The following is a 24,812-nucleotide window of genomic DNA, read 5'->3' on the forward strand; positions in this document are numbered from 1 at the left end:
TTTCACCACCTTATTTAACAATCGGTTTCAATAAATCAAGTCTTACTCCGTCCGGTAAATTTTCCACTTGCTTGAATAATGGACTCTGCCAGATTCGTACTTCTTGAACATATCCTTGACCTTTTAGCTCTTCAACCGCTTGCACTAAATTTGCAAAATCCAAGGAGATATCTGCTATATTGCGAATCGCTGATTCCTTTTTGAGCTTCGCTTCAACAAATCTGCGTAAATCACCTAAATAGCCATCAAAATCCTCGTGATATACAACTTCTAAATAAAGTAACGGCTGTTGCCCTTGTTTGCTATGTGTTAGATTATTCATCAAAGACTGCACTAGCGCCCTGCGAAATACTTCACAATCTTCTTCCGTCACTCCTGTTTTCGTTGCGGCAAATTTATTTATCGTTCCACTATGCGCAACCATTGCATAATGCGCTTTATACATCTTGCCAAATGTAGAATTGTCCTCATTCATAATCGTTACAATGGAATTTGATTTCACTAAATCGACGGGATGAAGTGAATAACCCCAAGTTAATTGTACCGGACCAGTGAATGTCTTCGTAATATTGCTTTTCACTGCCATTGCACTACCAAATAAACGAATATCAATCATATTCTCCAAGACACACTTTGTTTGTTCCTCTTCCTTTGATTCTTTAGATAAGTTATGATTTTTCATGACTTCTTCAAACATCTTATCCATCGTCACTTTTTTATCATTCAATGTATTAACAAAAATCTCATACCCTTTATTCGCTAAGAAATCACGGACATCACGCTTCCGGCGAACATCACTCACTAACAATGTTTTTGTCTCATTATCCATCCGTGGTTTATTTTCTTGATCCGCGTCCCCATTCGGATTCGTATTCGTCGCATCAAAAATAAATAAGAAATCACTATTATTTTTCACTACTGTCATTATTATCCGCCCCTTTATTCTTATAATTTAATACACAAAAACTGTACCCCGCTTTAATGAAAAATACATTTTCCTTTTCTGTTAATTGATTTTTCTTATCGACATCTCCCAAGTTTCTCGTCACACAACCTTCAATTTGTTCAAAAACACCTAAAATTTTATTTTTCAACAAAATGCTTTGATATTGTCTCCCTTTTGCCTGAAGTTCTAAATAGAAATCCAATACCTCTTTATCTGTCATCCCTGAATACGTTATTTTATCAAGGATTGGTTTTGTTTTATGGTCTTGTTTATATTGTGCTCTGCCAATCAAATGCATTAGCACTCCCATATAAAACAATTTTTTCTGTGCCATATTAAAATGATGTGCTGTTAAAAATTGTTCCATCTCCTGAATATATTCTGGATACTGTACCTCTGGACTACCTATTTCCTCCATCATAACTACCTCCTCATTTAAAATTTTTAACTCTTGCAAAACCTCAATCAAAGCCAAATACATCATGACCATTTCCGCACCATAAAAATCTTTGCCGTAATCTTTCCCATATAAAGCTTCTAAACGATGCAAATTTTTATAATTGCGTAATTTGGCTGAATTTAGTTCACGTATACCCTTTTCCAATGCTTCCGTTGCAAAATCAAAAATAACATTTCTCGCAATAGCTTCCCCTTTTAAAATGCCACTATAAAAATCTAAAACCCGTCCAATATCTAATTGTTCTCCTTTAGAATTCGTCGAAACAGGAATCATCCGATAAATATTCGCTAAAGAAAAAGACGTTAAAAATTTATCAAATCGCTCTTGAAGAATTTTTGCAAACGCCTTATTTACTTCTTCAAACCGAATTCGCGATACACTTTCAATCGTTTTTACCACACTGGTTGATTTACCATCCGTCCGATAAAATACCATATGAAATTCATATAAGTGAATTTTTTTCCCAAGATAAGTCGCTATCCCTTGGCAATCAAATTCCTTAATCAAATCACTTGCCCACCCGCTAAGTTCATTATGATTAAATACGGCATCAATATTCGCTTTTAATGCAGGTAAAAATTTGGTCTCTAGCTTATCCGTTACCCCAGCAAATAATAGCACGCAATCTTCACCGGCTACCCGGATTTTGTAGTCCCGCATCACAGCCTTTTCACCAAACAATATCTTTTCATAACAAGCTTTACAAAGGCTATAGTTTTTCTGATGATTACTCTTATTAAACAGCGGACTATAATTGACCGTCGTCGTTACAAATACTTTTCCGATACTCGATTTACTCAATTTTGTCGAATACTCTACCGTGTTAATATCATGTTTACTTTTCCCACACAAATGACAAACTGCCAGACTTCCGACACTTTCCCCTTGCAAAGACTCAGTAATCGCTGTTAAATAGGCTTCATCCTGCGAAATGCAAATAGTTTCGCCATCTTTTATAATCTGCGGAATCACCAATACAAATTTTCCATTGCTTTCATCTTCCAAGCAAAAATTGATAAACTTATCCGGACTCACTTTATCGCCGTTGATATATAGCCCTTTATCAGCCTTATCACGTTTCACTTCAAACTCCACTTCACCCAACGCTTCACGAAACTGAATCGCCGCTTCACAAATTCCTTTTTCATCAAACAGCTGACTCTCTTGACATTCTCTAAGTAACTCTTTTAATTTGCCATCACCAATAAATTCATAAAGATTTTGCATAATTCCCTTTGGCTTGCCCAGCCAAAAATTCAGCATACTCCCCGCATCACGAACAACATATGTCTGCTTAGCAGCAGCAGGATTGTTACCGAAATAATGGTATTTTTGTTCATCAACTATATCTCCGCTATATGGCACTGCATCAAAAAAGACTTTCTTTTGATCCAAATCAAAATTCATAAAAATATTTAACAAATCTTTTTTTCGATCTTTTGCCATAATCGAAGCTGGTTTGATGAGTGCTGAAAATAAATTTTCAGCATCCTCACCACACATATTGCTCAACAATTTTGGTATGTCCATAAATCCACCACCTTTACTAAAATGCAGAAGAAGGCATTAATGCACACACGTATGCATTAATGCCTTCTTTCTATTTCGATACAACCAAAGCCCTGTGAATTTTTACTGCCTAGCCCACATTCAATAGCAGTTTGCAACAAATTCTTCGGACCGGATAATTTTAACCGCCCCGAATAGCCTTTAATAATAATATTTTTATAGCGAACAATATTCATTTTCCCCATACCAATTGGTGTAACCAAAACATCACCTACTTGGAACTCCCTCGAAGAATTTAAAATCGCCTGACATTTCTTGATAAGGTTATTTGTAATCATCTCATTGTATTCCGGGTCACGCGGTGCAAAATAGGCAGTATACTTCCGCCCATCCATGCGAAGCAACGTCGAATACACAGTAATCGGTGACAAAGTTTTTACGATAATTTCATCTTGTGTAATCTCTTCATCGTAAACGTCCACACGCTCTACCATTAAATCATTACTGCCCAATCTCACACTAGGGCTTAAAAGCATTCCATTTGCCAATTCTTCTATAAAATAATTCAGCGGTGAAGTAATCACAAGCTGAGCCATTCCACTATAAAGAATCCTCTGTCTGGCAGGAAATAATGAAAAATTGCCCATAAGGCGAGAAAAACAAAATAATTTAAACGTCCGCCCATTCACAACAAAGCCTTCATCATGTAAAAAAGTCGCCAGTTCTTTACTAATTGAACTATAAATCCAACTCTGAATAATATGATTATGGTCAATCGGCAAATCAATGCTATTCTCCGCTTTTAAAGTAATCACCATTCGCATAAAAAATACGCCCCTATAAATCATCTTCTAAGAGCGTAAATTCGACATATTTACAAATATATCCTCCTATTTCCAAAAATATTTTATTTTTATTTAAAAATTATAACCAATTCATGAACTTGATAATGCACTTCGTACCTATCATGTCCGACGATAGTTCCAATTCCTTATAGGTAAGCTACTAACGAATGGGCAAAAGTTATCAGAGAGTTTCATTCGTGAGTTGTTTCAATTCCTTATAGGTAAGCTACTAACTGCTTTTTCCTCTACTAACTTTTCGTATATTTTCCACAGTTTCAATTCCTTATAGGTAAGCTACTAACTTGTGCGTATGTGTTGCAGGAGATTTCGTATCATCCGGTTTCAATTCCTTATAGGTAAGCTACTAACGCAACTTACCGAATTCATGGCGAAATTAACCTTTGGCAAGTTTCAATTCCTTATAGGTAAGCTACTAACAAGAAAATCCGTTTCCCATGCCCATACACCTGCTGCAAGTTTCAATTCCTTATAGGTAAGCTACTAACCTATGCCAAGTGACAATCATTTGCGATAACCTAGCTGAGTTTCAATTCCTTATAGGTAAGCTACTAACGCACAGGGATTTGAGTGCGGGCGGTTGGGAAAATGCAAGTTTCAATTCCTTATAGGTAAGCTACTAACCTGAACGTACTTTTTCTTTATCTTCTTCATCTAATTTAGTTTCAATTCCTTATAGGTAAGCTACTAACGAGGACTCCTTTGGATTGCCTTGGGTAGCGAACGTAAAAAGTTTCAATTCCTTATAGGTAAGCTACTAACAGAAATATGATAGTCTAATGATAGCACCATTTTCCAATGTTTCAATTCCTTATAGGTAAGCTACTAACCATTTAAATCGACTGCTTCTTGCTGGCTCTTTGTTATGTTTCAATTCCTTATAGGTAAGCTACTAACGGAGATTCTATCACAATTCAAAACGATACACTCACATCTGTTTCAATTCCTTATAGGTAAGCTACTAACTGCTCAAACATCAATCTCTCAAACAATGACGATAACGTTTCAATTCCTTATAGGTAAGCTACTAACGAGAACGTTAGGCAGGTTGAAATAGCCTGCCTAACATAAGTTTCAATTCCTTATAGGTAAGCTACTAACTGATATGAGTTATGACAAGGCTTGTGAGACGTTTGGAAAGTTTCAATTCCTTATAGGTAAGCTACTAACTATTGCTTATCATTGATTGTTTCTACGTGTTGTTCTAGGTTTCAATTCCTTATAGGTAAGCTACTAACTCTTTCGCCGCTTGTACAGCTATATCTCTTGATTGTTGTTTCAATTTCTTATAGGTAAGCTACTAACAGGTAATTTGTCTTTGTATATACGATACAAAGTAATGTTTCAATTCCTTATAGGTAAGCTACTAACCTTTAATCAGAGTGACTGTCTTTTTAGTTGTGGCGCGAGTTTCAATTCCTTATAGGTAAGCTACTAACTGTTTTTCCTCCAATTCGTGTTGCTTTACTTTTTCTTGTTTCAATTCCTTATAGGTAAGCTACTAACAGATGAATATTCATACCATCTCTCAGATGAGATGGTATAGTTTCAATTCCTTATAGGTAAGCTACTAACCCTATTATACATTAAAAATTTTAAAAAATCAGTAATATTTATGCAAACCTCGCCGTTTTTTAGCCTTTTTTATGAAAATTATAATAAATAAACCCTCTAAACTTATGAAAAAAGTCGTCGTACCCTATATATTTTTACGCTATGTAGGGTCGACGATTTTTCATTTGAATATTTATGCCTATTTATTCACTGACCATTTAACAAAAAATTAATTATATTTTAATTCAGGTTAAAATATATATTTCTAAAATCACTATATCAAAAACAAAAAATAGCATCCATCTTTCCCATTAAATAAGCACTCCACTTACCCCAACATATTCCAAGTATAAAAATAACTATATTAATAACAATTCCCCATTTATTTAACTTTGCTGCGTGTTGAATTGTGACCATTTCATATAAGTTATGCAGTTGTTTTTCTAATACATCCTGTTCCTCTGTTAAATAAAGTTGTTGACGCAACAATTGATACATTTCAATTCCTTGTTCTTGCGGTGTAACTTCAAATAACAACAATTGATTTTGCAAAGCAACATATTTTTTTTGCAAATCTATTAACTTGTCTTTTCCTTTATTACTCAACCTACTTGCTGCATCTTGCAAAACGATAACCGTTGCTCTTTGTGCTAATACAAGCGTTAACATCTCCACATACTCAGTTAGAAAAGGTCTAACTACTGTATATTTAACATCATTATATTTATCCGTTAAACAAAACATTGAATGATGCGTAACCGCATGAAGCGTTCCACAGTCTAACCATCTGCCATATACGGATTTTTCTAATATCTTTTGAATCATCTGTTGGTTTTGGCAAGTAGCTGAATCTTTATCAACGAATAAAATTGAATAAAGTCGTTTTGCTAAATCATAATCACTTTGATATGAATATTCATCCTGCCTATTTTTCGCTTTATAGCATGGCAAAAGATTCTTATCACAAACAGTACAAGCAACAAACATCCGATCATCACTGATTGGTTGAATAATAAACTTGCAAGTTGCACTAGGGCTCAAAGATTCAGATTTTGAATATATTGCCCATTTATCGCTGCCTCCGTAGTCAAACAGACGGAGAATAAACTCCGGAATAAACAGTAATTGCGGAGTTTCTCCCTGACAATTCTTTGAAAGCTGTTCAGAAAAATCGTCTTTTAATGGTTTATCATCACCAATATATAGTTCTAAAGATTTTGCTGTTTCTCCATCAACTAAAGCTGGCGGAATAAACGGCATACGAATTCTCCGCCCATATTGATTAATTTCCTTTATTACTTTTTCACCTGTTCCACCATTACCATCATAAGTACTTTCAATAATTAAAATTGCTACATTATTATCATAGACTTGCAAACGAATTGCATAAACATTTAACAAATAACTTCGTTCGACTTCTTTTTCTTTATCTGATGACGTGTCTGTTGCTGTAGGGATATTAATTTTATACATTATTTGTTTTTTTTGTTTATTGGGCTTAAATAGATATTTACTAACAATCGCATGACCTTTATCTGTACCGAGAATTGCTGCTCGCCCAGCGGCATTAAAGTATTGAAATGTCGCATAAGCCGAGGATGAATCTTGATCATCATGCCATTTGCACAAGTCATACTCCGGTAATTCTTCCTTACTCCACTTTACTTTTTGCCAAGCTTTATTTTGCTCCAAGAGCTTTTCAAATTCATTGCGATCTTTTTCTTCCCCTTGGTCGCCTCGCTTATAAGTAAACGGCAATATAAACGTATGAAAGCTATACACTTCATCTGGCTTTTTATTTTCCGTTGACATCATTTCACCTTCTTTAGCTAAATCTACAATATTCATCCATCATTTTGTGCCTTTAAAACTCCATACCCGACATTTGTTTTTGCGCCAATACCAAATGTGCATAAAAGTTCTTGAAATAATTCTTTCTTTGTCTGACTTTCTAATATAGTTATTTTTTCTCCATCTTCACTAACTAATTCAGTATCATGTAATAAAAAATTAAATTTAAACCTTACTTCCGGCAGCACTTTTAGAAAAGTTAAAGGGACAGGTTCCGCAAGCTCTAATAAATCAGTTTGCCGATGTGGCGTAATGGAGTCAAGTCCCAAACACTTAAAACTATCTTTCGCATTTTTCTTCTCTTCAAGCATCATCCATGCATCAAAAAAAACATCTCTATTTTTTCTTTCATCGACTGATTCCAAACTTCCAAAAATAGAGGTAATTAAACTTGATATAGATAATTTTTCCATATTGCACTTACATAAATCTGCCAACATTTCACGAATAACTATTCCATTTCCCAATAAAAATGCTGCACGCAATACTCCTTTTATTGAACTGCCAGGAATAATCGGTAGACCAGTTACATAATCCAAAGAAAATCCTGCCATAATTTCGCCTTCAATTCCACTGTTATGTAAGTCCCCAATCCCCAACAATAAACCCGGATATTGTGTTTGCAGGGAAAAGGATTGTATATCTGGAAATAATTTTTCCTTCTTTTTAGCATAACACTCTTGTTTTTCTTTATCCGCCATTGTAAATTTAGCAATCATTGATTCATTGCGTTCACTTATCTTCTCACCTTTGATAATAAAAGCTTCTTTATCATCTAATTCCCCATGATAAGTTAAGCCCTCATAGTATCCTAAATGAAAATAATAATGCCGATTACAGCCTTTCTCATTCATTGCTTATATCCTCCCGTTTCTTTTGCAAAGGATATAAATTCATTGCAAGCTTTAACGCTATAACCGCGTGTAAAATATCTTCTTCGTTAAAATTTTTATTTTGTACTTTTTTAAATAAATTTACTTTAATTTTTTTTGTATCACGCTCTTTCTCATACTCATCCGTTTCTAAAATATAATAGATACAGTCCAATAACTTAGCTCGATCTACAGCTGCATTTTTCTGATCACTAAAAAATGCAAGAGCTGCTAACAAACTACTTTGCCGAATGGATGCCCCTAATGCAGCAATTTGCCCTCTATACGAAGAATTTAATTTTTGTTCTTCATTTAATAATCCACATGCAGCAATACTTTTATAAGCGCGGGCTATTTTTTCGTCAATTTGCTGCTTATTCATTTTCTAATCTCCTTCTCCAATAAATTCATTTGTTTCATTTCTATGTAACCACAACCAATACTGGCATTGCCACCAATCTGTATAACTTTTTTATCAATTATTTTATCAAAATCATCCATTTCAATTTCATCGCTAAATACAATCGTATAAAATACACTTTCATGTGGGACAACTTCTTCATACCATAGATTGGTGCTTGTCCCGTTTTCCAGTTTATTCCGTGCAATAATTGGTAATTCAATTTCTCGCATCAATTTTTCTGAAAGAATAACAACGTCTTCACCCGGTAACCAGCTTTGGAAAAACTCATTTATCTTGCTGCCTACTTTTCCTTTAATTTCACATCCTTCAACAGCTCCCACTCTTTTTTCATCTGTATTTGCACGGAAATTTTGATTATCATCCAATTGATTCAATTCCTCCAGCGTAAGTAAAGAAGGAACGCCAAACTTTTCACATAACTGACAATAGGCTTTTAACATTGCTACCGTTGTTGCCAAAGCATAAGACGCCGCTCCAGAAGAAACTCTTACCGGTCTAACTAAAAGATGCGCTGACAAAAATCGCAACTTCCCCGGCTTGCTTACTCCCTGATTCTCTTTTGTTTCGTTGATTTCACTACCAAACCAATTCTGAATTTCAGCTTTTTTTTTCAATGCACAATATTCTCGCAAAGCACCTTTTATACTGGAACCATGAATTACAGGAGTTCCTAAAATAGGGTCTTTTTCTACTTCATTTCCGATTACACTATAACCATTATCTCCATTACCAACATGCGTATTTGTTATGCATTGCATTTTATATAATGCTACTTTCATTATTATCTTCCTCCCTTAATAAACGATTAAACCCTATTTTTCTATGTGTATCAGCAAATAGATTTTCAAATTCATTTTTTCTATTTTCAGGCACGTAAAATACACTACCACTACGTAACAAAGCTACCTTATTTGTTTTTTTCATCACATCATAATATCTATCTACCGCTCGCTTTGTCTCTAAACTTCTAAATGGACGCACCTGTGTAACAGCAAAATCACAAATTTGATATAGTTTCTCAGCTGGACAATTTGGATAACAATCTGAGATGGCATAATAAATAACCCCGTGATATGAATCACCATCTACTCTGCCCAAATTAATTCGCGCAATAACATCTTCCCAAACCATTTCCGTTTTTTTGCATTCCATATAAAATAACGACTTACTTTGCCCCATCCGAACAATTTTCTCTTTCGGCAAATCAGTTTCCGACTCTACATTAACAAAGCAAGTAAAATGCCAACCTTTTCTTAAGCCTTTATATTCTTTTTTGAAAAATCCCGAATCTTCCTTTTCTTTTTTTAATTTTATGATTCCAACTTTTTCTTTACCAAAAAAAACCTTTGTGTCATGAACAAGCTTCTTTTTTTCATTCGGATGAATCCAAGCATTTGGCAACCCATTTTTAGCTTTATAATTTTCTGGCAACCAAAATGACTTTTCATCAACTCCACTAGAACGCTCTTTCATTTTAAACATTTCATACTGCCAAACATCTGTAGGATCATCACCAACACAATAATTCAGTGGATGACGGCTATATAAATCTCCATTCTCTTCTAAAAAAACTGGCGAAATCTTTTTGATATGCCCAAAGGATTGCTCTGTTGACGCTGCAAAGGAAAAACTGCTCTTTCCAACCAAAGCTTCTTGTTCTTTTTTATGATTACCATCAACTCTATTTCCCTGATCAAAATTTGGGGTCAATAAGTTATTGTTTTCTAAACTACTATAGCGAATCACACCAAGTATAGTGGTCTGCGTAGGAATATTTTCTGAACGAATAAAATATGGGGCACGCTTGTCAACTCCAAACCTGGCATTTTGTTCACCACCAAGAAAATATTCATCAATCGGGGTAAACGTAACTTTCATTTTTACGCTCATTTTTCTTCCCCTTTCTCCATATAAAATCGAATATATCGTAATAATGATTCATATCTTTCTAAAACACATTCTGTAGAGTTGTTATTCTTCTCTTTTTTATGCTCCTCGTGAATTGCCTGAAATAACGCAACGATTTTTTCTAAAAATTTTCGTGAAGGTTCAAGGTGATGCACATCATGATGAAATATATTTTTAAATACAATATTCATATCCACACCATGATTTAAAGCCTCTTGAAATAAACTTTTATACTGGATAACCGTATGTAAAACAGATTGCAACCAAACTTTATATTCGCCAATGTTATCTTTAGGTAAAAAATCAATAAGCAGTTTCATTATATCTGGTTGATTGTCGTTTGCCTCAGCATGTTTTAGCGTAAAAGCAATCTCTCTGCCGGAGGCTTTTTGCAGCGATACTGCAATTCTATTTTTTCCTTTAGCTTTAGCTTTATTTAACAAATCACTGACTTGCGCCAGAGCTTCATAGAGCGGATAACGATAATAACAAATCTGTACTCCTATCGAAAGTGTCGTTAGCTTATCTTCGCCTTGGGGAAATCCATCAAAAATCCGGTGATAAATTCCATTAATATCCTCACAAAGACTTAAAATATCTTTTGCAGGAGCAAAAAATAACAAATCATCCCCACCGGCATAGAGTGTAACGCCATCTTTTTCCCCAATGAGTTCAGCTGCTTCACTTCCATATTGCAAACATTTATAAGAAAATTCAGTTATTTCCTCTATTGATGTTAACTTTTCGAGCATTTTACCCATATTGTCACCATCTGCTTTTACCAATGCCCAATAATGAAAATGCTTTTGACACTTTTCTTCGCTGTTTTCATATCCCCCATAAAGATCAGCAATTTCTTTTACATTGCGAATTTCAAATTCATCTTTTCTCAAAATTTGTGCCTGAATTGAATTATCCTTTAGCTTAAAAGGTTTTGCCGGATCTTTTGCCATTAAAAAAGAATGTTTTATCTTTTGGTTACGCCCTGCTTCATCTTCACCTTCTAACATCTTAATTAATGGCTCATCATCCCTTTGATATATATAGCCTTCCTGTAACTCCATCACGTCCAAAGTATGATTTAATTTGAAAATTACATCGGGTGAAAATTTCTCTTCTTGATAATAAGCATAACGGATCTGTAAATATTCTTTTATAAATTCAGTGGAGTTTTCCACGTTTGTTTCTATTCTATTTTCATTTAGCGATATATCAAAATAGCTTGCAATTCTTTGCTTAACTGCCATAATACATTCTGGTATTTTAGATATAAAATTAGAATCAGTGAAAAATAGAATACGGTCATGATACAAGCCAATACCATCAGGAATTAATAATTTCTTATCTTCTCCAAAATATGGTGAAAAAATATTTTCCCTCTCTAACCCCTTTTCCACTAATTCCTTACATAATTCTTCACTAACTTTAGAGAACATCGTGCTGACAAACCACATTCCCGCCGGTGTAGAAGTACGCATCAGCGTAGCATAAATCGGACCAATCGTAATCCCCACATATATATGATTAGCCATTGTCTACACCATCCTTTTCATTAATACGATGTAAATTATATAGATTGTCATCTTTCGCACTCGCTGTAATTAGATATTGGAAAAATTTATATAAATCAAAAACATCTCTTGGCAATTCTATTGTTGGTATCTTTTTTGCTTTTTCATCATTTATCTCCGGTTTTATTTCTATCGTTGGATTAATGTCATATAATCGTTTTAATAATTTACTAGGTACTAAAATTAAACATTTAACCTTGTCATATTCCATATCATATACCGGTAAAAAATACAATGGACTAGGAAAACGTTTGATTTCGCCAGCAGTCAAATTGAACTTTATCTTTTTCTTATTAAAAGTATAATGATTGGCAAATCCTAATACTCCTCTTATATATTTATATTTTCCTTTAGAAAGATTTTTTTGATTTACTAACGCATTCATTATTTCTTTTTCATTTATTATTTTATTATCCTTTGACTTGACATAGTTAAATAGCAACTTAGATTTTATATATTTGTGGAAATTATTAATTATCTTTAATACTAATTCAAAATCCACTTTCATCTTTTTTTTATATTCCAACTTATATATTCTCATCTGCGAGTTATCATTTTGGTTTACCATTTGAACATATTTTTTTACAAGGTCTTCTCTTTTACCTAGCGAATTTTCACCGCTATCATCGCTCACTAAAAACGATCCAAATCCTTTATTTTGTCGAAAACCAAAATTGTGTACTGCAAAAAACATCGGCAGTACTTCTTTTATTTTACCGAGAAGTTCTTCATTAAAGCAGAGAATCGTTAAATTTATAAGTCCTCTACTGAACACTCCCATTTTTTTATCATCTTGCCCCACTGAAAAATATGCACCCATACCATCTAAGTCAATCTTGTCCTTTTCATCAGCACTAATTTGCATTTTATAATTTAAAGCAGCGCTACCATCTCCTTGTACCATTGGAAGCAACCATTTTTTTGAACGAGCAATTTCCAATAATAATTTTTTTTCATCTTTTCCTGACAGTATCCCACTAAACCGCTCCGGAGCGAGATACCACAATAAGAATCTATCTAATTTGGGTTTTACCTCTGTTGCCCGTAACGTTGCCTGAGGTTGCTCTGCTTGAAAATGAATAAGTGGTGTTAGTTGACGCAATTTAACTTCATACTTCCATGAACCCATACTTCATCCTCCTTCATCTCACCTGTTTTCTCTCCGCTTCGATATGATGTATTACAAAATGATTGTTTAAATTAGCATCTAATAATAAATTCTACATTTTCCTTGTTTTTCCTCCGTAATAATACATAAAGTGTTTAACTATTGCATACTATATAATTCATTAAGGAGATACCTATTTTATCTTTGAAACAAAAAAATCATCAAGGTTTAGCATTTTTATAGTGCTAGAACTTGATGATTTTTGTTCTTTACTTTACCAATCTAAGATAATCTCTTTGTCCTTCTATTACTTGCTCTGCGATAAATTTAATAAATAGATTTGGATTTTTATGTCCCTGCTCTAAGGCTCTAATATAATCAGCTTTTACAATTGGAGAAATACATACGATAGGATACCCATATTGCAAAAAAATCAAATTCATAAGCGTCCTACATAATCGTCCGTTTCCATCAATAAATGGATGTATATATACTAATTCCTGATGAAATCTTGCTGCATACTCAACGGGATGTATAGTATCTTTGATTTCAGTCATTTTCAATATAAACTCTTTCATTTTTAAAGCAATCTCACTAGCAGTTGCTACGCTGTATTCTGAACCACTAATATATACTTGTTTTTTTCTATAAACACCGGCATTTTTTATATCGATAGGCGCGTACAATACTTTATGTAATCGCTTTATTGACTGCTCTGTTAATTCTTTTTTATCATTAATCATATGTATCATCTCATCAAAAGCTGCACCACTCCCAATTACCTCCAAATGATCTTTCATTGGCTTTCCACCAATAGTAATACCATCTTCGAGAACAACTTTCGTCTCAGATATGTCTAATGTATTGCCTTCGATGGCATTAGATGAATACACCAAACCAATTTTATAATAATCTTTTAATTCATTTAACTGTATATGATTCAGCGGTCTATAGCGATTTATTTCTAATTGCTTTTCATCTATTTTTTCGAACAATGATTACCCCTCCTTATAAAGCTTTAATAATAAAAGTATATATAATTTTACCAATTCTGTACACTTCATTCCATACAATAAAAGTTAATTATAAAAATACAGATAACACAGAGTTTCAATTCCTCATAGGTAAGCTAATAATACAACTTGAACAGATACAAAATCTCTCTGAGAACATTAGTTTCAATTCCTCATAGGTAAGCTAATAATGAACCCGGAGGAAGCTGTGGAGCAAGCCAGAAACGCACTGTTTCAATTCCTCATAGGTAAGCTAATAATCCCCTAACACCTGGGTATTTGGCATTAGCAATCGCGGTTTCAATTCCTTATAGGTAAGCTAATAATCCGAAGGTGTCGGAAGAATCTTTGGAGTACCAGTGTTTCAATTCCTTATAGGTAAGCTAATAATGGAGAATGGAAAACGAATATGATTTTTATAAACAAGTTTCAATTCCTTATAGGTAAGCTAATAATTTTGACTGTAACCTCAATAATAGCTTTCATAGATAGTTTCAATTCCTTATAGGTAAGCTAATAATCTATATCACTCAATCTTACCTGCATCATTATTACCCCCGTTTCAATTCCTTATAGGTAAGCTAATAATCCCGAAATAAAGAAAGGGGTATTAATCATGGATGTGTTTCAATTCCTTATAGGTAAGCTAATAATGGGGTTTCAGAAACGACGATTCATCGAGAAGAAGCATTGTTTCAATTCCTTATAGGTAAGCTAATAATCATTTGAAGAAAATATTTCTGATGAAATGAAAGTAGAGTTTCAATTCCTTATAGGTAAGCTAATAATCTTGTTAAAAGTATTAACTTGAGCCTTATTTTAAAGAGTTTCAATTCCTTATAGGTAAGCTAATAATGAATGTGAACTAAAAAATTTAGAAGATGAAATAAAAGCAAGTTTCAATTCCTTATAGGTAAGCTAATAATGTTGGGGGCGTTTTAATGCGATCAGCTTCAATTAGATGTTTCAATTCCTTATAGGTAAGCTAATAATATGAAGATGAAAAGCTTAGTATTTTGAAAACAACTTAGTTTCAATTCCTTATAGGTAAGCTAATAATTCCTTTTACTGAAAATATGTCTACTTCCATCGGAACGAGTTTCAATTCCTTATAGGTAAGCTAATAATTATCCATCCATAATCGACATAAATGTTTCCATTTTTAGTTTCAATTCCTTATAGGTAAGCTAATAATGATGCGGATTCACGCACCACTAGCGAAATCGGAAAATGTTTCAATTCCTTATAGGTAAGCTAATAATCCTATTATATAATAAAAAACATGTAAAATTATACATTTTCTAGTGCATAAAGATAAAAAAGCATAAATTTTTTATCTTTTACTCGTCATCCATTTAAAATTGACCTAAAAAAGTCGTCGATGTCTAGTATTTTTTACACTACTGTCGGTCGACGACTTTTAATAAATGGTTTATTGTATATTTATAAAAAACTCTATCCCTATTTTATCTCTAAAATTCATTTTAATTCAAGAATTTCTTTACCTTCTTCAATAATTTATTTGTCAGAAATCAATTTATTGTCTAAAGATAAGAAGTAATAAATACATCGCCATATTCGAAATACGCTGAAACTTTTTCATCATATAAAATACACTGAAGATTAAAAGAAAAATAATTAATACTCTAACTGTATTTAAAAATAGTATAATCTAACTTAAATTTAATACTAATTATGCTTTCCATCGCATTATAACTAATTACCCTAGGGAGTAATAAGTTTAACCAATTTTCATTGACAACTTTTATGAACTATTCAACTTTTAAAAGTTCTTCATCAATTATTGCTAATCCACGCTAATTGAAAGTAACAATTCGAGAAATTCTTAAATCTTTTCTTTTTGATAAATCAATAATTTGATTATCTAAGCACTTTACGATTGGCTCTTCATAATTATTCTTATTTAAAAAAATAACTTCTGCTTCTTGATTATTGGATAGGATAACTTTATTTAATATCAGTGTATCTTTAACACGTGAAATAAAAGTCTGACATATATCCGTATCGAATTTTCCATACATTTCACGTTTAAATAACTCTAGTATTGGAAATGGATTTATTCCCTTCTCATTATATGTATAATTATGAAAGTTATCAGCAATTGAAAGAATCCTAGCATATGGATGAATCTGAAGCCCCTTAGTTCCTCTTGGAAAACCGGTTCCATTCATATATTCCCGATGTTGTACAATTCCCAATATGATTTCCGCAGACAACCCATTCGCCAATTTAAGCAAACCTGCAGTCTCTGAAAGATATGCACTTTTATGGGAAATTGGTTTTCTATCTACAACCAAACTTCCTATATCATGCAATAACGCTGCAACGGTTACACCTTCTATATCTTGCTGACTCCAATTCATCTGCCTAGCGATTATACCAGAAAAATAAGCGACCATCACAGAATGCCTAGAAATGCAATCCGCTAAATTGTTATCACTAACAAGCAAATGATTCAATATTTCAAAATTGCTCTCAATAGAGGAATATATTTTTCCTGCATTACCCTTCATTTGAGAAACCGGTATAATTCTATGCTGTTTTATAATATCAAAAGATTGTACAATATTGGTTACTATCGAATCATAGTCTTGATTAAATCTTATATATTCATTAGAAGATGGCTGATCTTCTTTTACTATAAATTGATTACTTACAAAATCTTTATTTTCAGCCTCTTCCATCTCTTCTTCATCAGAGTCAATAAATACACTTTGAATATCCCAAGTATTCAACAAAGAAATGTGTCGATTAGTTAATGCAACTTCTTTTCCAAGAAGCACTTTTCCAGAGATAGACAAAACTTCATCTGCAAGAATATCGCCTGGGACTAAATCTTTTACTGCCACCATTTTAGTCATAATACAACTTCTCCCTTAATCCAGTAAAATCCAATAAAGATGTACTATTTTTCGTAGCTTATCTTCAATATAAAGGACACCCACTCATTATCTAATTGATATCCCTGCATTAATTATACTTTAACAGCCAATAAAAAAGAAACGACCTTAAGTCCCATATATTTATCATCTATCTTATTCTAGAAATAGAAATGATTGAATCGATTACCTTTTTAATCATTCATTTATACCCAAAAAAATAAGAAAAATGACAACAATCTATTTTAAGATTATTGTCATTTTTCGTTTTAATCATCATCAATTATAGGATCAGAGTCCCTAATAATGTGTAATTGTTCATCATTACTACTTGGGTATCGATCATCGTCATCTATATTTGGGGTATCAGCAGGTGAATCTGAACTTCCATATTTCATTACCGATTGTAAAATATCTATTGGTTCAACGCCATCATCATATGATCGGTCATACACTAAATAGTTTTGATAGAAAGGCGGAACTAAAACCTCTTCTTCCAAAGGACGTAAGGTTAACTCTCTTTCATCAGCTTCTTCCTGACATGATATGCATAAAGTAGCAGACGGCAAAACTTCGAGCCGTTCTACCGCAATAGATTTTCCACAATGATTACACTCTCCATAAGTTCCTTCTTGTATTTTATCTAGCGCCATTTCTATTCTTTTTAATGCAACATTTGCATTATCTATTAGCGCTACATCTTTACTGCGTTCAAAAACCTGGTCACTTATATCTGCAGGATGATTATCATACATAGAAAGTTCTGTCGATGTATCTGCCATTGTATCTTTTAGCCCGGCTTCCTCTATTGCCGATACCGTCTGTAAAAGTTGTTCTTTTTCTGAAAGAAGCTTGCTTTCAAACATTTTTAATTTTTCTTTTGAAAATTTAGGCATTATAAAATCTCCTCTCGTGGATTTATTAATATCATCTCCGAGAGTTTTAAATAATAAAACATAAATTTCAACTAAAATATTTCCAAATTAAAAATGCCAATACTCAAAATAAATGCATGTAAAAATGTTTACATGCATTTATTTTTTATTACTCATTAAATTTTTAAAAGTAAACAATCCCATATTCTAAAATTCTATAAGTTCGGGTTTGTAATCTTCAGGCAGTTCTTCTTCTTTTAAAAATTTAAAATTATCATCATTTAAGATCGGGATAAATATTTCATAGGGAATCATAGAAAATTCACTGGCATAGTTACTAGCGCCAAACCACATATCCGATTTACTGCTCAAGTTTAGACTTCTAGCAAACTTTGTATTGTTTGAACAATCATGAACTGCTAAATCCCAATTTTCATCATCCGCTACTTTCATGAATTTCAAAGTTAGCTCTCTACTCCAAATTGGCGATATATAGCCATGTCTTGAAATGTACATATTTTCCCCATAATAATTGTTGATATTATTCTCATTCAAATGCAATTCCGCACAGTTGATAAAATCAAGTTTCGTTGCAAAAATCGCTTGTTTTTTCTTGAAAAATGCTTCGAAAAACTCAGGCGTCATTGGCGTTTCAATCCCTACATTTTTAATGTATTTTTTAGCAATTCCAATATTTTTAATAACTTTATCCGCGCAATTAGATGCACCTAAGTTGAAACGTATCTCATCAAGGCCAGCTTCCCCTAACGCTTTCAAAGTCGCTTCTGTGGCCAAAGTTCCATTTGTGTATAAATGCTGATGAATGTTTGCCGCAGCAAATTTCTTTATCACCGAGTAATATTTTTCAATTTCCATAAAGGGTTCTAAATAAACATAGGAAATCCCCGTAGGTTTTTGGTGAATAGAAAGAAGTAAATCAATATCCTTTTCGTAGAATTTTGTTCCACCAATTTCCCACATACCTTCGCCAACTGGATGAATATCGTCTAGTTCCCCATAATTATAACAGAATTTACACTCCAAGTTACACTTGTTCGTTTTCCTAATCGCACTTAACCCAGTACCTAATAGACAAGAGCGACAGCCTTGCGGGAATTTGCTTTCATTCCCCACAAAAAGAGTTCTATTTTCTAACGTTCTTAACCCTTTAATTTGAGCCATCAGCTTATTATTTCTATCATCAACCGCTTCTTCAATTTGCGCAAAAGTAGCGTAAATAATTTCTTCATGTTTTACATTAATCTCTTCATCCTCTGGTAATTGCGCAAAAAAATCAAACCATATCAACGCATCTTGCTTAGAAATTTTCATAACATACCGCCTATCTGCTTAATCTAATACTTCAAATTATACGTCAAATGCGTGAATATTGCACTACCTACCAAGTTTTCCCGTCTTGTGCTCTATATCAATTCGGTATACAGCCGTCGCATTGGACGATCTCTGGATGTAATCCGTCCCCTCTGCCAAATAGTTCTCGGAATATTTTTTAATCAACAGCTTAAGCGCTTGACTCTTCTCCGAAGCATCGCCTACACAATGCGCTTTGCCAAAAACAATCACGCTATCATATTCAGTATCAAACTTTTCAGGCAAAATCTTGTAGTAGCTAACAACTGAAAAACATACATTATTTTGAAATTTTATATGATCAATCTTCTGCCCTGATTTAGCCGAATGAAAATAAATTTTATCATTTTCATAAACATAATTAAGTGGGACTGAGTAAGGATAGCCATCCGCTCCTATACAGGCCAGAGTTCCAAACCCTGCTTTACGAAGGATATTCCCCATTGTGTCTTCACTCATCAATTTTTCTTTTCTTCGCATCTCTTTGAACATTATATTACCCCCAGTTTGATATTCCAGGCTACTTTATGAATCCCCGTTGAAAAATAGATCGCTTTGTTTCTCTAAGTACAATCTTTTAAAAGCATAAACAGCGATAACTTCTAATTCGCATTATGAAATAAACATCGCTGGCTTTTAATACTCTTACTAGATATCAGACTATATCAACGAACTCAATTCCTAAAATTACAGTCTGGAGGACATTCTGCACCACTACCAGTGATATTTCTCACCACGCATAATTTTAAATGCGCGATAAACTTGTTCGACGAGTAGTAATCTTACCATTTGATGCGTAAATGTCATTTTTGAAAAGCTTAATTTTTCTTTTGCAGCTTGGCGGACTTCTTTAGATAAGCCAAAGGCTCCACCAATTAAAAAGGTAATATGACTCGTTCCTTGCACCCCTAACTGCTGAATATTTCCTGCTAATTCTTCTGAGGAAATATTTTTTCCAAACACATCAAGTACAACGAGATAACTTCCTTCTGGAACTTGCTTTAGTAGACGTTCACCTTCTTTGGTAAGCGTCTTTTGTTTTTCTGCTTCTGACGGATTTTCCGGCATTTTTTCTTCATCAATTTCTACAATGTTTAACTTTGCATAAGGCGTAATGCGTTTTGTAAACTCACTAATTCCAGCCGTCAAATATTTTTCTTTAATCTTGCCAGCGGCTACGATTGTTATTCTCATCTTTGTTATTCCGTTGGCATTTCTTCTAATTGAACGGATTCCGTATGCTGATTTCCCTTGCGGACAAAGGTTACTTTTATTGTATCCCCAACTGCACATTCAGCAATTGCCGTTCTTAAATCAACAACACTATTTGTTTCAGTATCATTAATTTTTAATATAATATCGCCTTTTTTAATTCCAAGTTTATCTGCCGGTGAGCCTAAAGTTACGTTCATGACATAAACACCAGCATTAATATTTAATTGATATCCATTCTGTGCCGCTGTCGCTTTATCAAACACCCCTACCCCAAGATATGGTCTCACTACTTTACCCTGATCAATCAATGCTTGGATAATTGGTCTTGCCGTATTGATTGGTATTGCAAGTCCAATTCCTTCTACTCCACTTACAGCAATTTTTGCACTGTTAATTCCAATTACCTGACCATCTGCATTGACTAAAGCGCCACCTGAGTTTCCAGGATTAATCGCCGCATCTGTCTGAATTAATTTAAACCGACGTTCGCCAATTTCAATTGAGCGGTTAAGCGCACTGATTACTCCAGTCGTTACACTTCCTTGAAACTCTAACCCCAATGGATTTCCGATTGCAATCGCCGGTTCGCCTACCATAATTCCATCAGAATCTCCAAAAGTAGCGGTTGGTAGTCCCGTTTCCTCTACTTTGACTACCGCTAAATCCGTTGCTGGATCCGTACCTACAACCTTACCATTCAACGTTCTGCCATCGGATAAAGAAACAACAATCTCTTGTGCATTTTCTACCACATGATTGTTCGTTACGATATAACCATTCGCATCAAATATAACCCCTGATCCAGTCCCTTGGTCAACGATAACTTTGCGATTGAACCAATCTCTTGCTACTGCTTTATTCGTAATACCAACAACTGCTGGAGCTACACTATGTGCCGCCCGTACGATTGGTGTATTCCTTGCATCAGATAAATCAGCAGGTGTCGGAGCAGCCAAATTGCTCGCTTCTGCTTTTTCTTTTGGTGCTTCACTTGCAAAAAATCTACTAGAACATCCCGCTAATAATGTTGCACCAAACATAATTCCAATTACTAAAGTAAGTATATAAGGTCTAAATTTTTTCCATTGATTCATTCCTATCCAACTCCTTCACTTCGCAGATTATACTTATCATCTAAGCTCACCGTTTCATCCGGTTTTGTTACTTTAATATCCATACTTCCAATTAAATCGCAGCCTTGTTTACTTACTATCTTGCAGATTGTATCATATGCTAAATCTGGTTTATTATTTTCATCACTCAAGTGCGCCAATAACACTTTGCAATGCTTTTTCTTGCGCATCTTCACCAATGCCCACGCCGCATCTTGATTGGACAAATGACCGCGGTTACTTAAAATTCGCTGTTTAAGTGTTTGTGGATACGCTGGATTTTGCTGCAATAAATCTACATCATGATTCGCCTCTAGCACAACCACATCAGAATCATCTAAAGCTTTTTGTACCCCAGTTGTAACGAAACCTAAGTCCGTTGCTACTGTGCACTTTAATCCTTGGCGATACAAAGAATATCCGACTGGATCAGCCGCATCATGGGAGATGCTAAATGATTCAATCCGAATATCACCAATCGCCAGACAATCGACAATTGCATTACAACAACGGTCTGCCAATAAATCCCGACAATACATCTGGCGAAACGTATTCGCTCGCGAATAAATTGGTAATTGATATTTTTTCGTCAACGTAACCAATCCATTAATATGATCGCGATGCTCATGTGTAATTAAAATGCCTTGCAGTTCTTCAATTGCTACGCCAATTTCAGCTAAAGAGTTTTTAATTCGTCTAGCACTAATCCCTGCATCAACGAGTAATTTCGTTTCTCCCATCTGAATAAAAGTAGCATTTCCCGAACTGCCGCTTGCTAATACTGAAACCCGCATAAATTATTTTCCCTCATTTACATCTAGCAATTTTTCACGTACCTCTTCACGCAAATTTAATGGTAAGGCTTTTAATAAAACTTCTTCAATCTCAAGCAATCGAGGTTGTGTATGCGCTTCAAAACGAAGCGTGAATAATGGCTGAGTCACAGAAGAGCGAATCATGCCCCATCCATCGGAAAATTCTACGCGTACGCCATCAATTAAATTGACCTGATATCCTTTTAGCCTTGCTGCAATTTCAGCTAAAACTTTTTCCTTATTATCCGGTAAGTACTCTATTCTGATTTCCGTCGTTAACATATAGTTTGGTATCGCGTCGATTAATTCAGATAGCTTACCATGATGCATGACATATTCACAAACCTTTGTACCAGCAAACATTCCATCATCATACCCTAGTTCACAAAAGAAAAAATGTCCGCTAAGTTCACCGGCAAATACCGCCTTTTCTTGTAAAAACTTTTCTTTGATAAACGTATGCCCTGCTCTCGCCATCAAAGGAGTTCCACCTGCAAGCGCAATCTGCTCTGGTACTACCATAGAACATTTTGCATCATATACAACTGTTCCCTTTTCTTGCTCAAGAAAATTACGCGCCAATAATACTAGAATGTCATCATTATCTACAGCTCGTCCAGTCTCATCGACAAATCCCGCTCTGTCTCCATCGCCGTCAAAAGCAATTCCAAGATCAGCTTTACATTCCTTTACCTTTTCACATAATAATGTTAAGTTTTCCGGCAATGCAGGATCTGGCGGTCGATTAGGGAAATTACCATCCGGCGTACAAAATAATTCAACGACTTCATAGCCACAAGCACGATAAAACTTCGGTGCAAAATCCGAAACTGCGCCATTGCCTGCATCAAGAACAATTTTCAACCTGCCTGGCGCGGCTTTTTTTGCCATGTCTGCAATATACGTATCGATAATATCAAATTTTTCAATACTACCATTTTTTCTAATCTCACTTTTTTTCTCATACAAATCTTTAATCGCTAAAATATCCGCTTCACGAATCGGCTGATCACCTAGCAGTAACTTAAATCCATTATAAGGTGCAGGATTATGCGAGGCCGTAATCATTACCCCACCAGTAGCATTGCAATGTTTTGCTGCATAGTAAAACATTGGCGTTGCTACTGTACCAATATCAACAACCTCGCACCCTGATGCAGCCAGCTCCCTGACTGCGATCTCTTTAAGACGAGGTGATGACAGCCTTATATCATGCCCTACCACAATACGCTTTCCACTCAGTTTTACACCAACCGCTTTTGCAATCTGCGTTACAACGTCATCTGTTAAATCCTTCTCTGCAATTCCACGAATATCACATGCTTTAAAAACACTCATCTATTTAAAATCCCTTCTCAAATACATTTCAACCCAGACTAGCAATACTCTCTTTAGATAAACAAAACTTAAATCTATTTTATCCTTTTCGTAAAAACAATACAAGCACATAGGATATCGTAACTATTTTTCTAACTCTTGCATAAAATGAATTAAATACAAATAGAGGATGTGTTGTCATGTCCAAAAAACTTCGCCCCATAAATGAGCAAGAAAAAAAGACTTCTACCAAGCACAAATCAAATAATCAAAACTTTGATATAGGGAGGTTCTTTATGCCTAACGTTGAAAAAATGGCAAAATCTTTAGCTCATGAATTGAGTGATACGAGAGAAGAGTTAAATGTAAAAGCTGCATGCGCATTAAAAAACCAAGAAGTGATTATCGCTCAAAATCAAAAAATTATTGAATTACTTGGTTGTATCAACAGCAAAATGAATTCAGCACAAAACGATGAAGAGTAATTCGGATTAGCGCCATCACGCTGTGGCACTTTCCTCCTCCAATGGAGGATTTTATTTTTAATTGAACAGACAAAATATGCGCAGAAAAATACTTTTCTGCGCATATTTTGTGCTTAATCACTATAACTTAATGCTTCACCATACATTTGGGACAAATTCCATAAAAGTAAAATTGTTGTCCTGTTAATTGATAAGCAGTTTTTTCTTTAATTTTTTCAATAAAATCACTGGAATCCACTTCTTCCACATCATCTACACGTTTACATACCATACAACGAATATGCGGATGATTTTCAACGGTTGCATCATAACGGAAGCTGTCTTCGCCAACATTTAATACCTGAACTAAACCGATTTCTTTTAGTATTTCAATCGTTTTATAAACAGTTGCCAAACTCATCGTTGGATAATACTCCTGCAATTGATTAAAAATCATTTCGGCACTTGGATGTTCTTTTGTCTTTGCCAACACATCATAAATTGCCAGCCTTTGTGGTGTCACTTTAAAACCTTTTTCTCTTAGTAAATTCGTAACACTTTGTTCATCCATTCTATTCTCCTCCTCTCTATCTCTTGACTGCATTTATCAAGTTCAATATCATCTAATACATTTTCCTTAATAACAAAAATTATCGTTTATTTT

The 24,812-nt window shown here is 34.2% G+C and carries 21 protein-coding genes and 2 CRISPR repeat arrays; of the genes, 1 reads left to right on the forward strand and 20 read right to left on the reverse strand.

The window, feature by feature from the left end; all coding sequences use genetic code 11:
• Nucleotides 1–10: 10 nt before the first annotated feature.
• The 19 genes from cas7b to ACWZFG_RS08955 form a co-directional block, all read right to left on the reverse strand.
• A complete protein-coding gene (gene cas7b / locus ACWZFG_RS08865; protein WP_455577442.1) occupies nt 11–925 on the reverse strand; it encodes a type I-B CRISPR-associated protein Cas7/Csh2 in 915 nt (304 codons plus the stop codon).
• The gene (locus ACWZFG_RS08870; RefSeq protein WP_455577443.1) at nt 906–2,936 is read right to left on the reverse strand and encodes a TM1802 family CRISPR-associated protein; all 2,031 of its coding nucleotides are present in this window, start codon (nt 2,934–2,936) and stop codon (nt 906–908) included. Before ACWZFG_RS08870 ends, cas7b begins: the two co-directional genes overlap by 20 nt.
• 56 nt (nt 2,937–2,992) lie before the next feature.
• A complete protein-coding gene (gene cas6 / locus ACWZFG_RS08875; protein WP_455577444.1) occupies nt 2,993–3,739 on the reverse strand; it encodes a CRISPR-associated endoribonuclease Cas6 in 747 nt (248 codons plus the stop codon).
• A 156-nt stretch (nt 3,740–3,895) separates the two neighbouring features.
• Nucleotides 3,896–5,353: a CRISPR direct-repeat array (repeat unit 30 nt; unit sequence GTTTCAATTCCTTATAGGTAAGCTACTAAC).
• A 258-nt stretch (nt 5,354–5,611) separates the two neighbouring features.
• Nucleotides 5,612–7,180 carry a hypothetical protein gene (locus ACWZFG_RS08880; RefSeq protein ID WP_418626983.1) on the reverse strand — a complete coding sequence of 523 codons (1,569 nt, stop codon included), beginning with the start codon at nt 7,178–7,180 and terminating at the stop codon, nt 5,612–5,614.
• On the reverse strand, nt 7,177–8,037 hold the full coding sequence (cmr6, locus tag ACWZFG_RS08885; protein ID WP_418626984.1) for a type III-B CRISPR module RAMP protein Cmr6: 861 nt from the start codon (nt 8,035–8,037) through the stop codon (nt 7,177–7,179). Before cmr6 ends, ACWZFG_RS08880 begins: the two co-directional genes overlap by 4 nt.
• On the reverse strand, nt 8,030–8,437 hold the full coding sequence (locus tag ACWZFG_RS08890) for a type III-B CRISPR module-associated protein Cmr5 (protein ID WP_418626985.1): 408 nt from the start codon (nt 8,435–8,437) through the stop codon (nt 8,030–8,032). The genes cmr6 and ACWZFG_RS08890 overlap by 8 nt, the downstream gene beginning before the upstream one ends.
• Nucleotides 8,434–9,258: a type III-B CRISPR module RAMP protein Cmr4 gene (gene cmr4 / locus ACWZFG_RS08895; RefSeq protein ID WP_455577445.1), complete on the reverse strand. Its 825-nt coding sequence runs from the start codon at nt 9,256–9,258 to the stop codon at nt 8,434–8,436. The genes ACWZFG_RS08890 and cmr4 overlap by 4 nt, the downstream gene beginning before the upstream one ends.
• Nucleotides 9,239–10,369, reverse strand: a complete 1,131-nt coding sequence (locus ACWZFG_RS08900) for a type III-B CRISPR module-associated Cmr3 family protein (RefSeq protein WP_455577446.1) — start codon at nt 10,367–10,369, stop codon at nt 9,239–9,241. Before ACWZFG_RS08900 ends, cmr4 begins: the two co-directional genes overlap by 20 nt.
• Complete coding sequence (gene cas10 / locus ACWZFG_RS08905) at nt 10,366–11,919, reverse strand: type III-B CRISPR-associated protein Cas10/Cmr2 (protein ID WP_418626988.1); 1,554 nt, start codon at nt 11,917–11,919, stop codon at nt 10,366–10,368. The genes ACWZFG_RS08900 and cas10 overlap by 4 nt, the downstream gene beginning before the upstream one ends.
• Nucleotides 11,912–13,087 carry a hypothetical protein gene (locus tag ACWZFG_RS08910; protein WP_455577447.1) on the reverse strand — a complete coding sequence of 392 codons (1,176 nt, stop codon included), beginning with the start codon at nt 13,085–13,087 and terminating at the stop codon, nt 11,912–11,914. Before ACWZFG_RS08910 ends, cas10 begins: the two co-directional genes overlap by 8 nt.
• Before the next feature lie 248 nt (nt 13,088–13,335).
• Nucleotides 13,336–14,061, reverse strand: coding sequence for a Fic family protein (locus tag ACWZFG_RS08915; protein WP_177506120.1), 726 nt, complete (start codon nt 14,059–14,061; stop codon nt 13,336–13,338).
• Nucleotides 14,062–14,173: 112 nt separating this feature from the next.
• Nucleotides 14,174–15,341: direct repeats of the CRISPR family, unit length 30 nt; unit sequence GTTTCAATTCCTTATAGGTAAGCTAATAAT.
• Nucleotides 15,342–15,896: 555 nt separating this feature from the next.
• Entirely contained in the window at nt 15,897–16,961 is a 1,065-nt protein-coding gene (locus tag ACWZFG_RS08920; RefSeq protein ID WP_455577448.1) for an HD-GYP domain-containing protein, read from the reverse strand.
• A gap of 287 nt (nt 16,962–17,248) precedes the next feature.
• A complete protein-coding gene (locus ACWZFG_RS08925; RefSeq protein WP_455577449.1) occupies nt 17,249–17,875 on the reverse strand; it encodes a TraR/DksA C4-type zinc finger protein in 627 nt (208 codons plus the stop codon).
• Between the two features lie 186 nt (nt 17,876–18,061).
• On the reverse strand, nt 18,062–19,186 hold the full coding sequence (locus tag ACWZFG_RS08930; RefSeq protein WP_455577450.1) for a radical SAM protein: 1,125 nt from the start codon (nt 19,184–19,186) through the stop codon (nt 18,062–18,064).
• 63 nt (nt 19,187–19,249) lie between these two features.
• Complete coding sequence (locus ACWZFG_RS08935) at nt 19,250–19,717, reverse strand: pyridoxamine 5'-phosphate oxidase family protein (RefSeq protein WP_418626893.1); 468 nt, start codon at nt 19,715–19,717, stop codon at nt 19,250–19,252.
• Nucleotides 19,718–19,939: 222 nt separating this feature from the next.
• Nucleotides 19,940–20,419 carry a 23S rRNA (pseudouridine(1915)-N(3))-methyltransferase RlmH gene (gene rlmH, locus ACWZFG_RS08940; protein ID WP_177506115.1) on the reverse strand — a complete coding sequence of 160 codons (480 nt, stop codon included), beginning with the start codon at nt 20,417–20,419 and terminating at the stop codon, nt 19,940–19,942.
• Nucleotides 20,420–20,424: 5 nt separating this feature from the next.
• Nucleotides 20,425–21,534 (reverse strand): S1C family serine protease, encoded by a 1,110-nt coding sequence (locus tag ACWZFG_RS08945; RefSeq protein ID WP_177506114.1) that lies wholly within the window; start codon nt 21,532–21,534, stop codon nt 20,425–20,427.
• Between the two features lie 2 nt (nt 21,535–21,536).
• Nucleotides 21,537–22,346, reverse strand: a complete 810-nt coding sequence (locus ACWZFG_RS08950; RefSeq protein ID WP_177506113.1) for an MBL fold metallo-hydrolase — start codon at nt 22,344–22,346, stop codon at nt 21,537–21,539.
• Between the two features lie 3 nt (nt 22,347–22,349).
• Nucleotides 22,350–23,705 (reverse strand): phosphomannomutase/phosphoglucomutase, encoded by a 1,356-nt coding sequence (locus tag ACWZFG_RS08955; RefSeq protein ID WP_177506112.1) that lies wholly within the window; start codon nt 23,703–23,705, stop codon nt 22,350–22,352.
• 275 nt (nt 23,706–23,980) lie between these two features.
• On the opposite strand from ACWZFG_RS08955, the gene ACWZFG_RS08960 reads away from it, so the two are divergent.
• Nucleotides 23,981–24,169, forward strand: coding sequence for a hypothetical protein (locus ACWZFG_RS08960; protein ID WP_418626895.1), 189 nt, complete (start codon nt 23,981–23,983; stop codon nt 24,167–24,169).
• A gap of 127 nt (nt 24,170–24,296) precedes the next feature.
• Here the strand turns inward: ACWZFG_RS08960 and ACWZFG_RS08965 are convergent, their stop codons facing one another.
• The gene (locus tag ACWZFG_RS08965) at nt 24,297–24,719 is read right to left on the reverse strand and encodes a Fur family transcriptional regulator (RefSeq protein ID WP_177506110.1); all 423 of its coding nucleotides are present in this window, start codon (nt 24,717–24,719) and stop codon (nt 24,297–24,299) included.
• Nucleotides 24,720–24,812 lie beyond the last annotated feature (93 nt).

The organism is Anaerosinus sp. (assembly GCF_965318445.1).

Bases quoted from the DNA above. Each gene is read 5' to 3' on its own strand.
- ACWZFG_RS08965 (WP_177506110.1), bottom strand. From the start codon at position 24,719: ATGGATGAACAAAGTGTTACGAATTTACTAAGAGAAAAAGGTTTTAAA.
- cmr4 (WP_455577445.1), bottom strand. From the start codon at position 9,258: ATGAAAGTAGCATTATATAAAATGCAATGCATAACAAATACGCATGTT.
- ACWZFG_RS08920 (WP_455577448.1), bottom strand. From the start codon at position 16,961: ATGACTAAAATGGTGGCAGTAAAAGATTTAGTCCCAGGCGATATTCTT.
- ACWZFG_RS08925 (WP_455577449.1), bottom strand. From the start codon at position 17,875: ATGCCTAAATTTTCAAAAGAAAAATTAAAAATGTTTGAAAGCAAGCTT.
- ACWZFG_RS08890 (WP_418626985.1), bottom strand. From the start codon at position 8,437: ATGAATAAGCAGCAAATTGACGAAAAAATAGCCCGCGCTTATAAAAGT.
- cmr6 (WP_418626984.1), bottom strand. From the start codon at position 8,037: ATGAATGAGAAAGGCTGTAATCGGCATTATTATTTTCATTTAGGATAC.
- cas6 (WP_455577444.1), bottom strand. From the start codon at position 3,739: ATGCGAATGGTGATTACTTTAAAAGCGGAGAATAGCATTGATTTGCCG.
- ACWZFG_RS08935 (WP_418626893.1), bottom strand. From the start codon at position 19,717: ATGTTCAAAGAGATGCGAAGAAAAGAAAAATTGATGAGTGAAGACACA.
- ACWZFG_RS08950 (WP_177506113.1), bottom strand. From the start codon at position 22,346: ATGCGGGTTTCAGTATTAGCAAGCGGCAGTTCGGGAAATGCTACTTTT.
- ACWZFG_RS08955 (WP_177506112.1), bottom strand. From the start codon at position 23,705: ATGAGTGTTTTTAAAGCATGTGATATTCGTGGAATTGCAGAGAAGGAT.
- ACWZFG_RS08945 (WP_177506114.1), bottom strand. From the start codon at position 21,534: ATGAATCAATGGAAAAAATTTAGACCTTATATACTTACTTTAGTAATT.
- ACWZFG_RS08870 (WP_455577443.1), bottom strand. From the start codon at position 2,936: ATGGACATACCAAAATTGTTGAGCAATATGTGTGGTGAGGATGCTGAA.
- cas7b (WP_455577442.1), bottom strand. From the start codon at position 925: ATGACAGTAGTGAAAAATAATAGTGATTTCTTATTTATTTTTGATGCG.
- ACWZFG_RS08930 (WP_455577450.1), bottom strand. From the start codon at position 19,186: ATGAAAATTTCTAAGCAAGATGCGTTGATATGGTTTGATTTTTTTGCG.
- ACWZFG_RS08910 (WP_455577447.1), bottom strand. From the start codon at position 13,087: ATGGGTTCATGGAAGTATGAAGTTAAATTGCGTCAACTAACACCACTT.
- cas10 (WP_418626988.1), bottom strand. From the start codon at position 11,919: ATGGCTAATCATATATATGTGGGGATTACGATTGGTCCGATTTATGCT.
- rlmH (WP_177506115.1), bottom strand. From the start codon at position 20,419: ATGAGAATAACAATCGTAGCCGCTGGCAAGATTAAAGAAAAATATTTG.
- ACWZFG_RS08900 (WP_455577446.1), bottom strand. From the start codon at position 10,369: ATGAGCGTAAAAATGAAAGTTACGTTTACCCCGATTGATGAATATTTT.
- ACWZFG_RS08960 (WP_418626895.1), top strand. From the start codon at position 23,981: ATGCCTAACGTTGAAAAAATGGCAAAATCTTTAGCTCATGAATTGAGT.
- ACWZFG_RS08880 (WP_418626983.1), bottom strand. From the start codon at position 7,180: ATGAATATTGTAGATTTAGCTAAAGAAGGTGAAATGATGTCAACGGAA.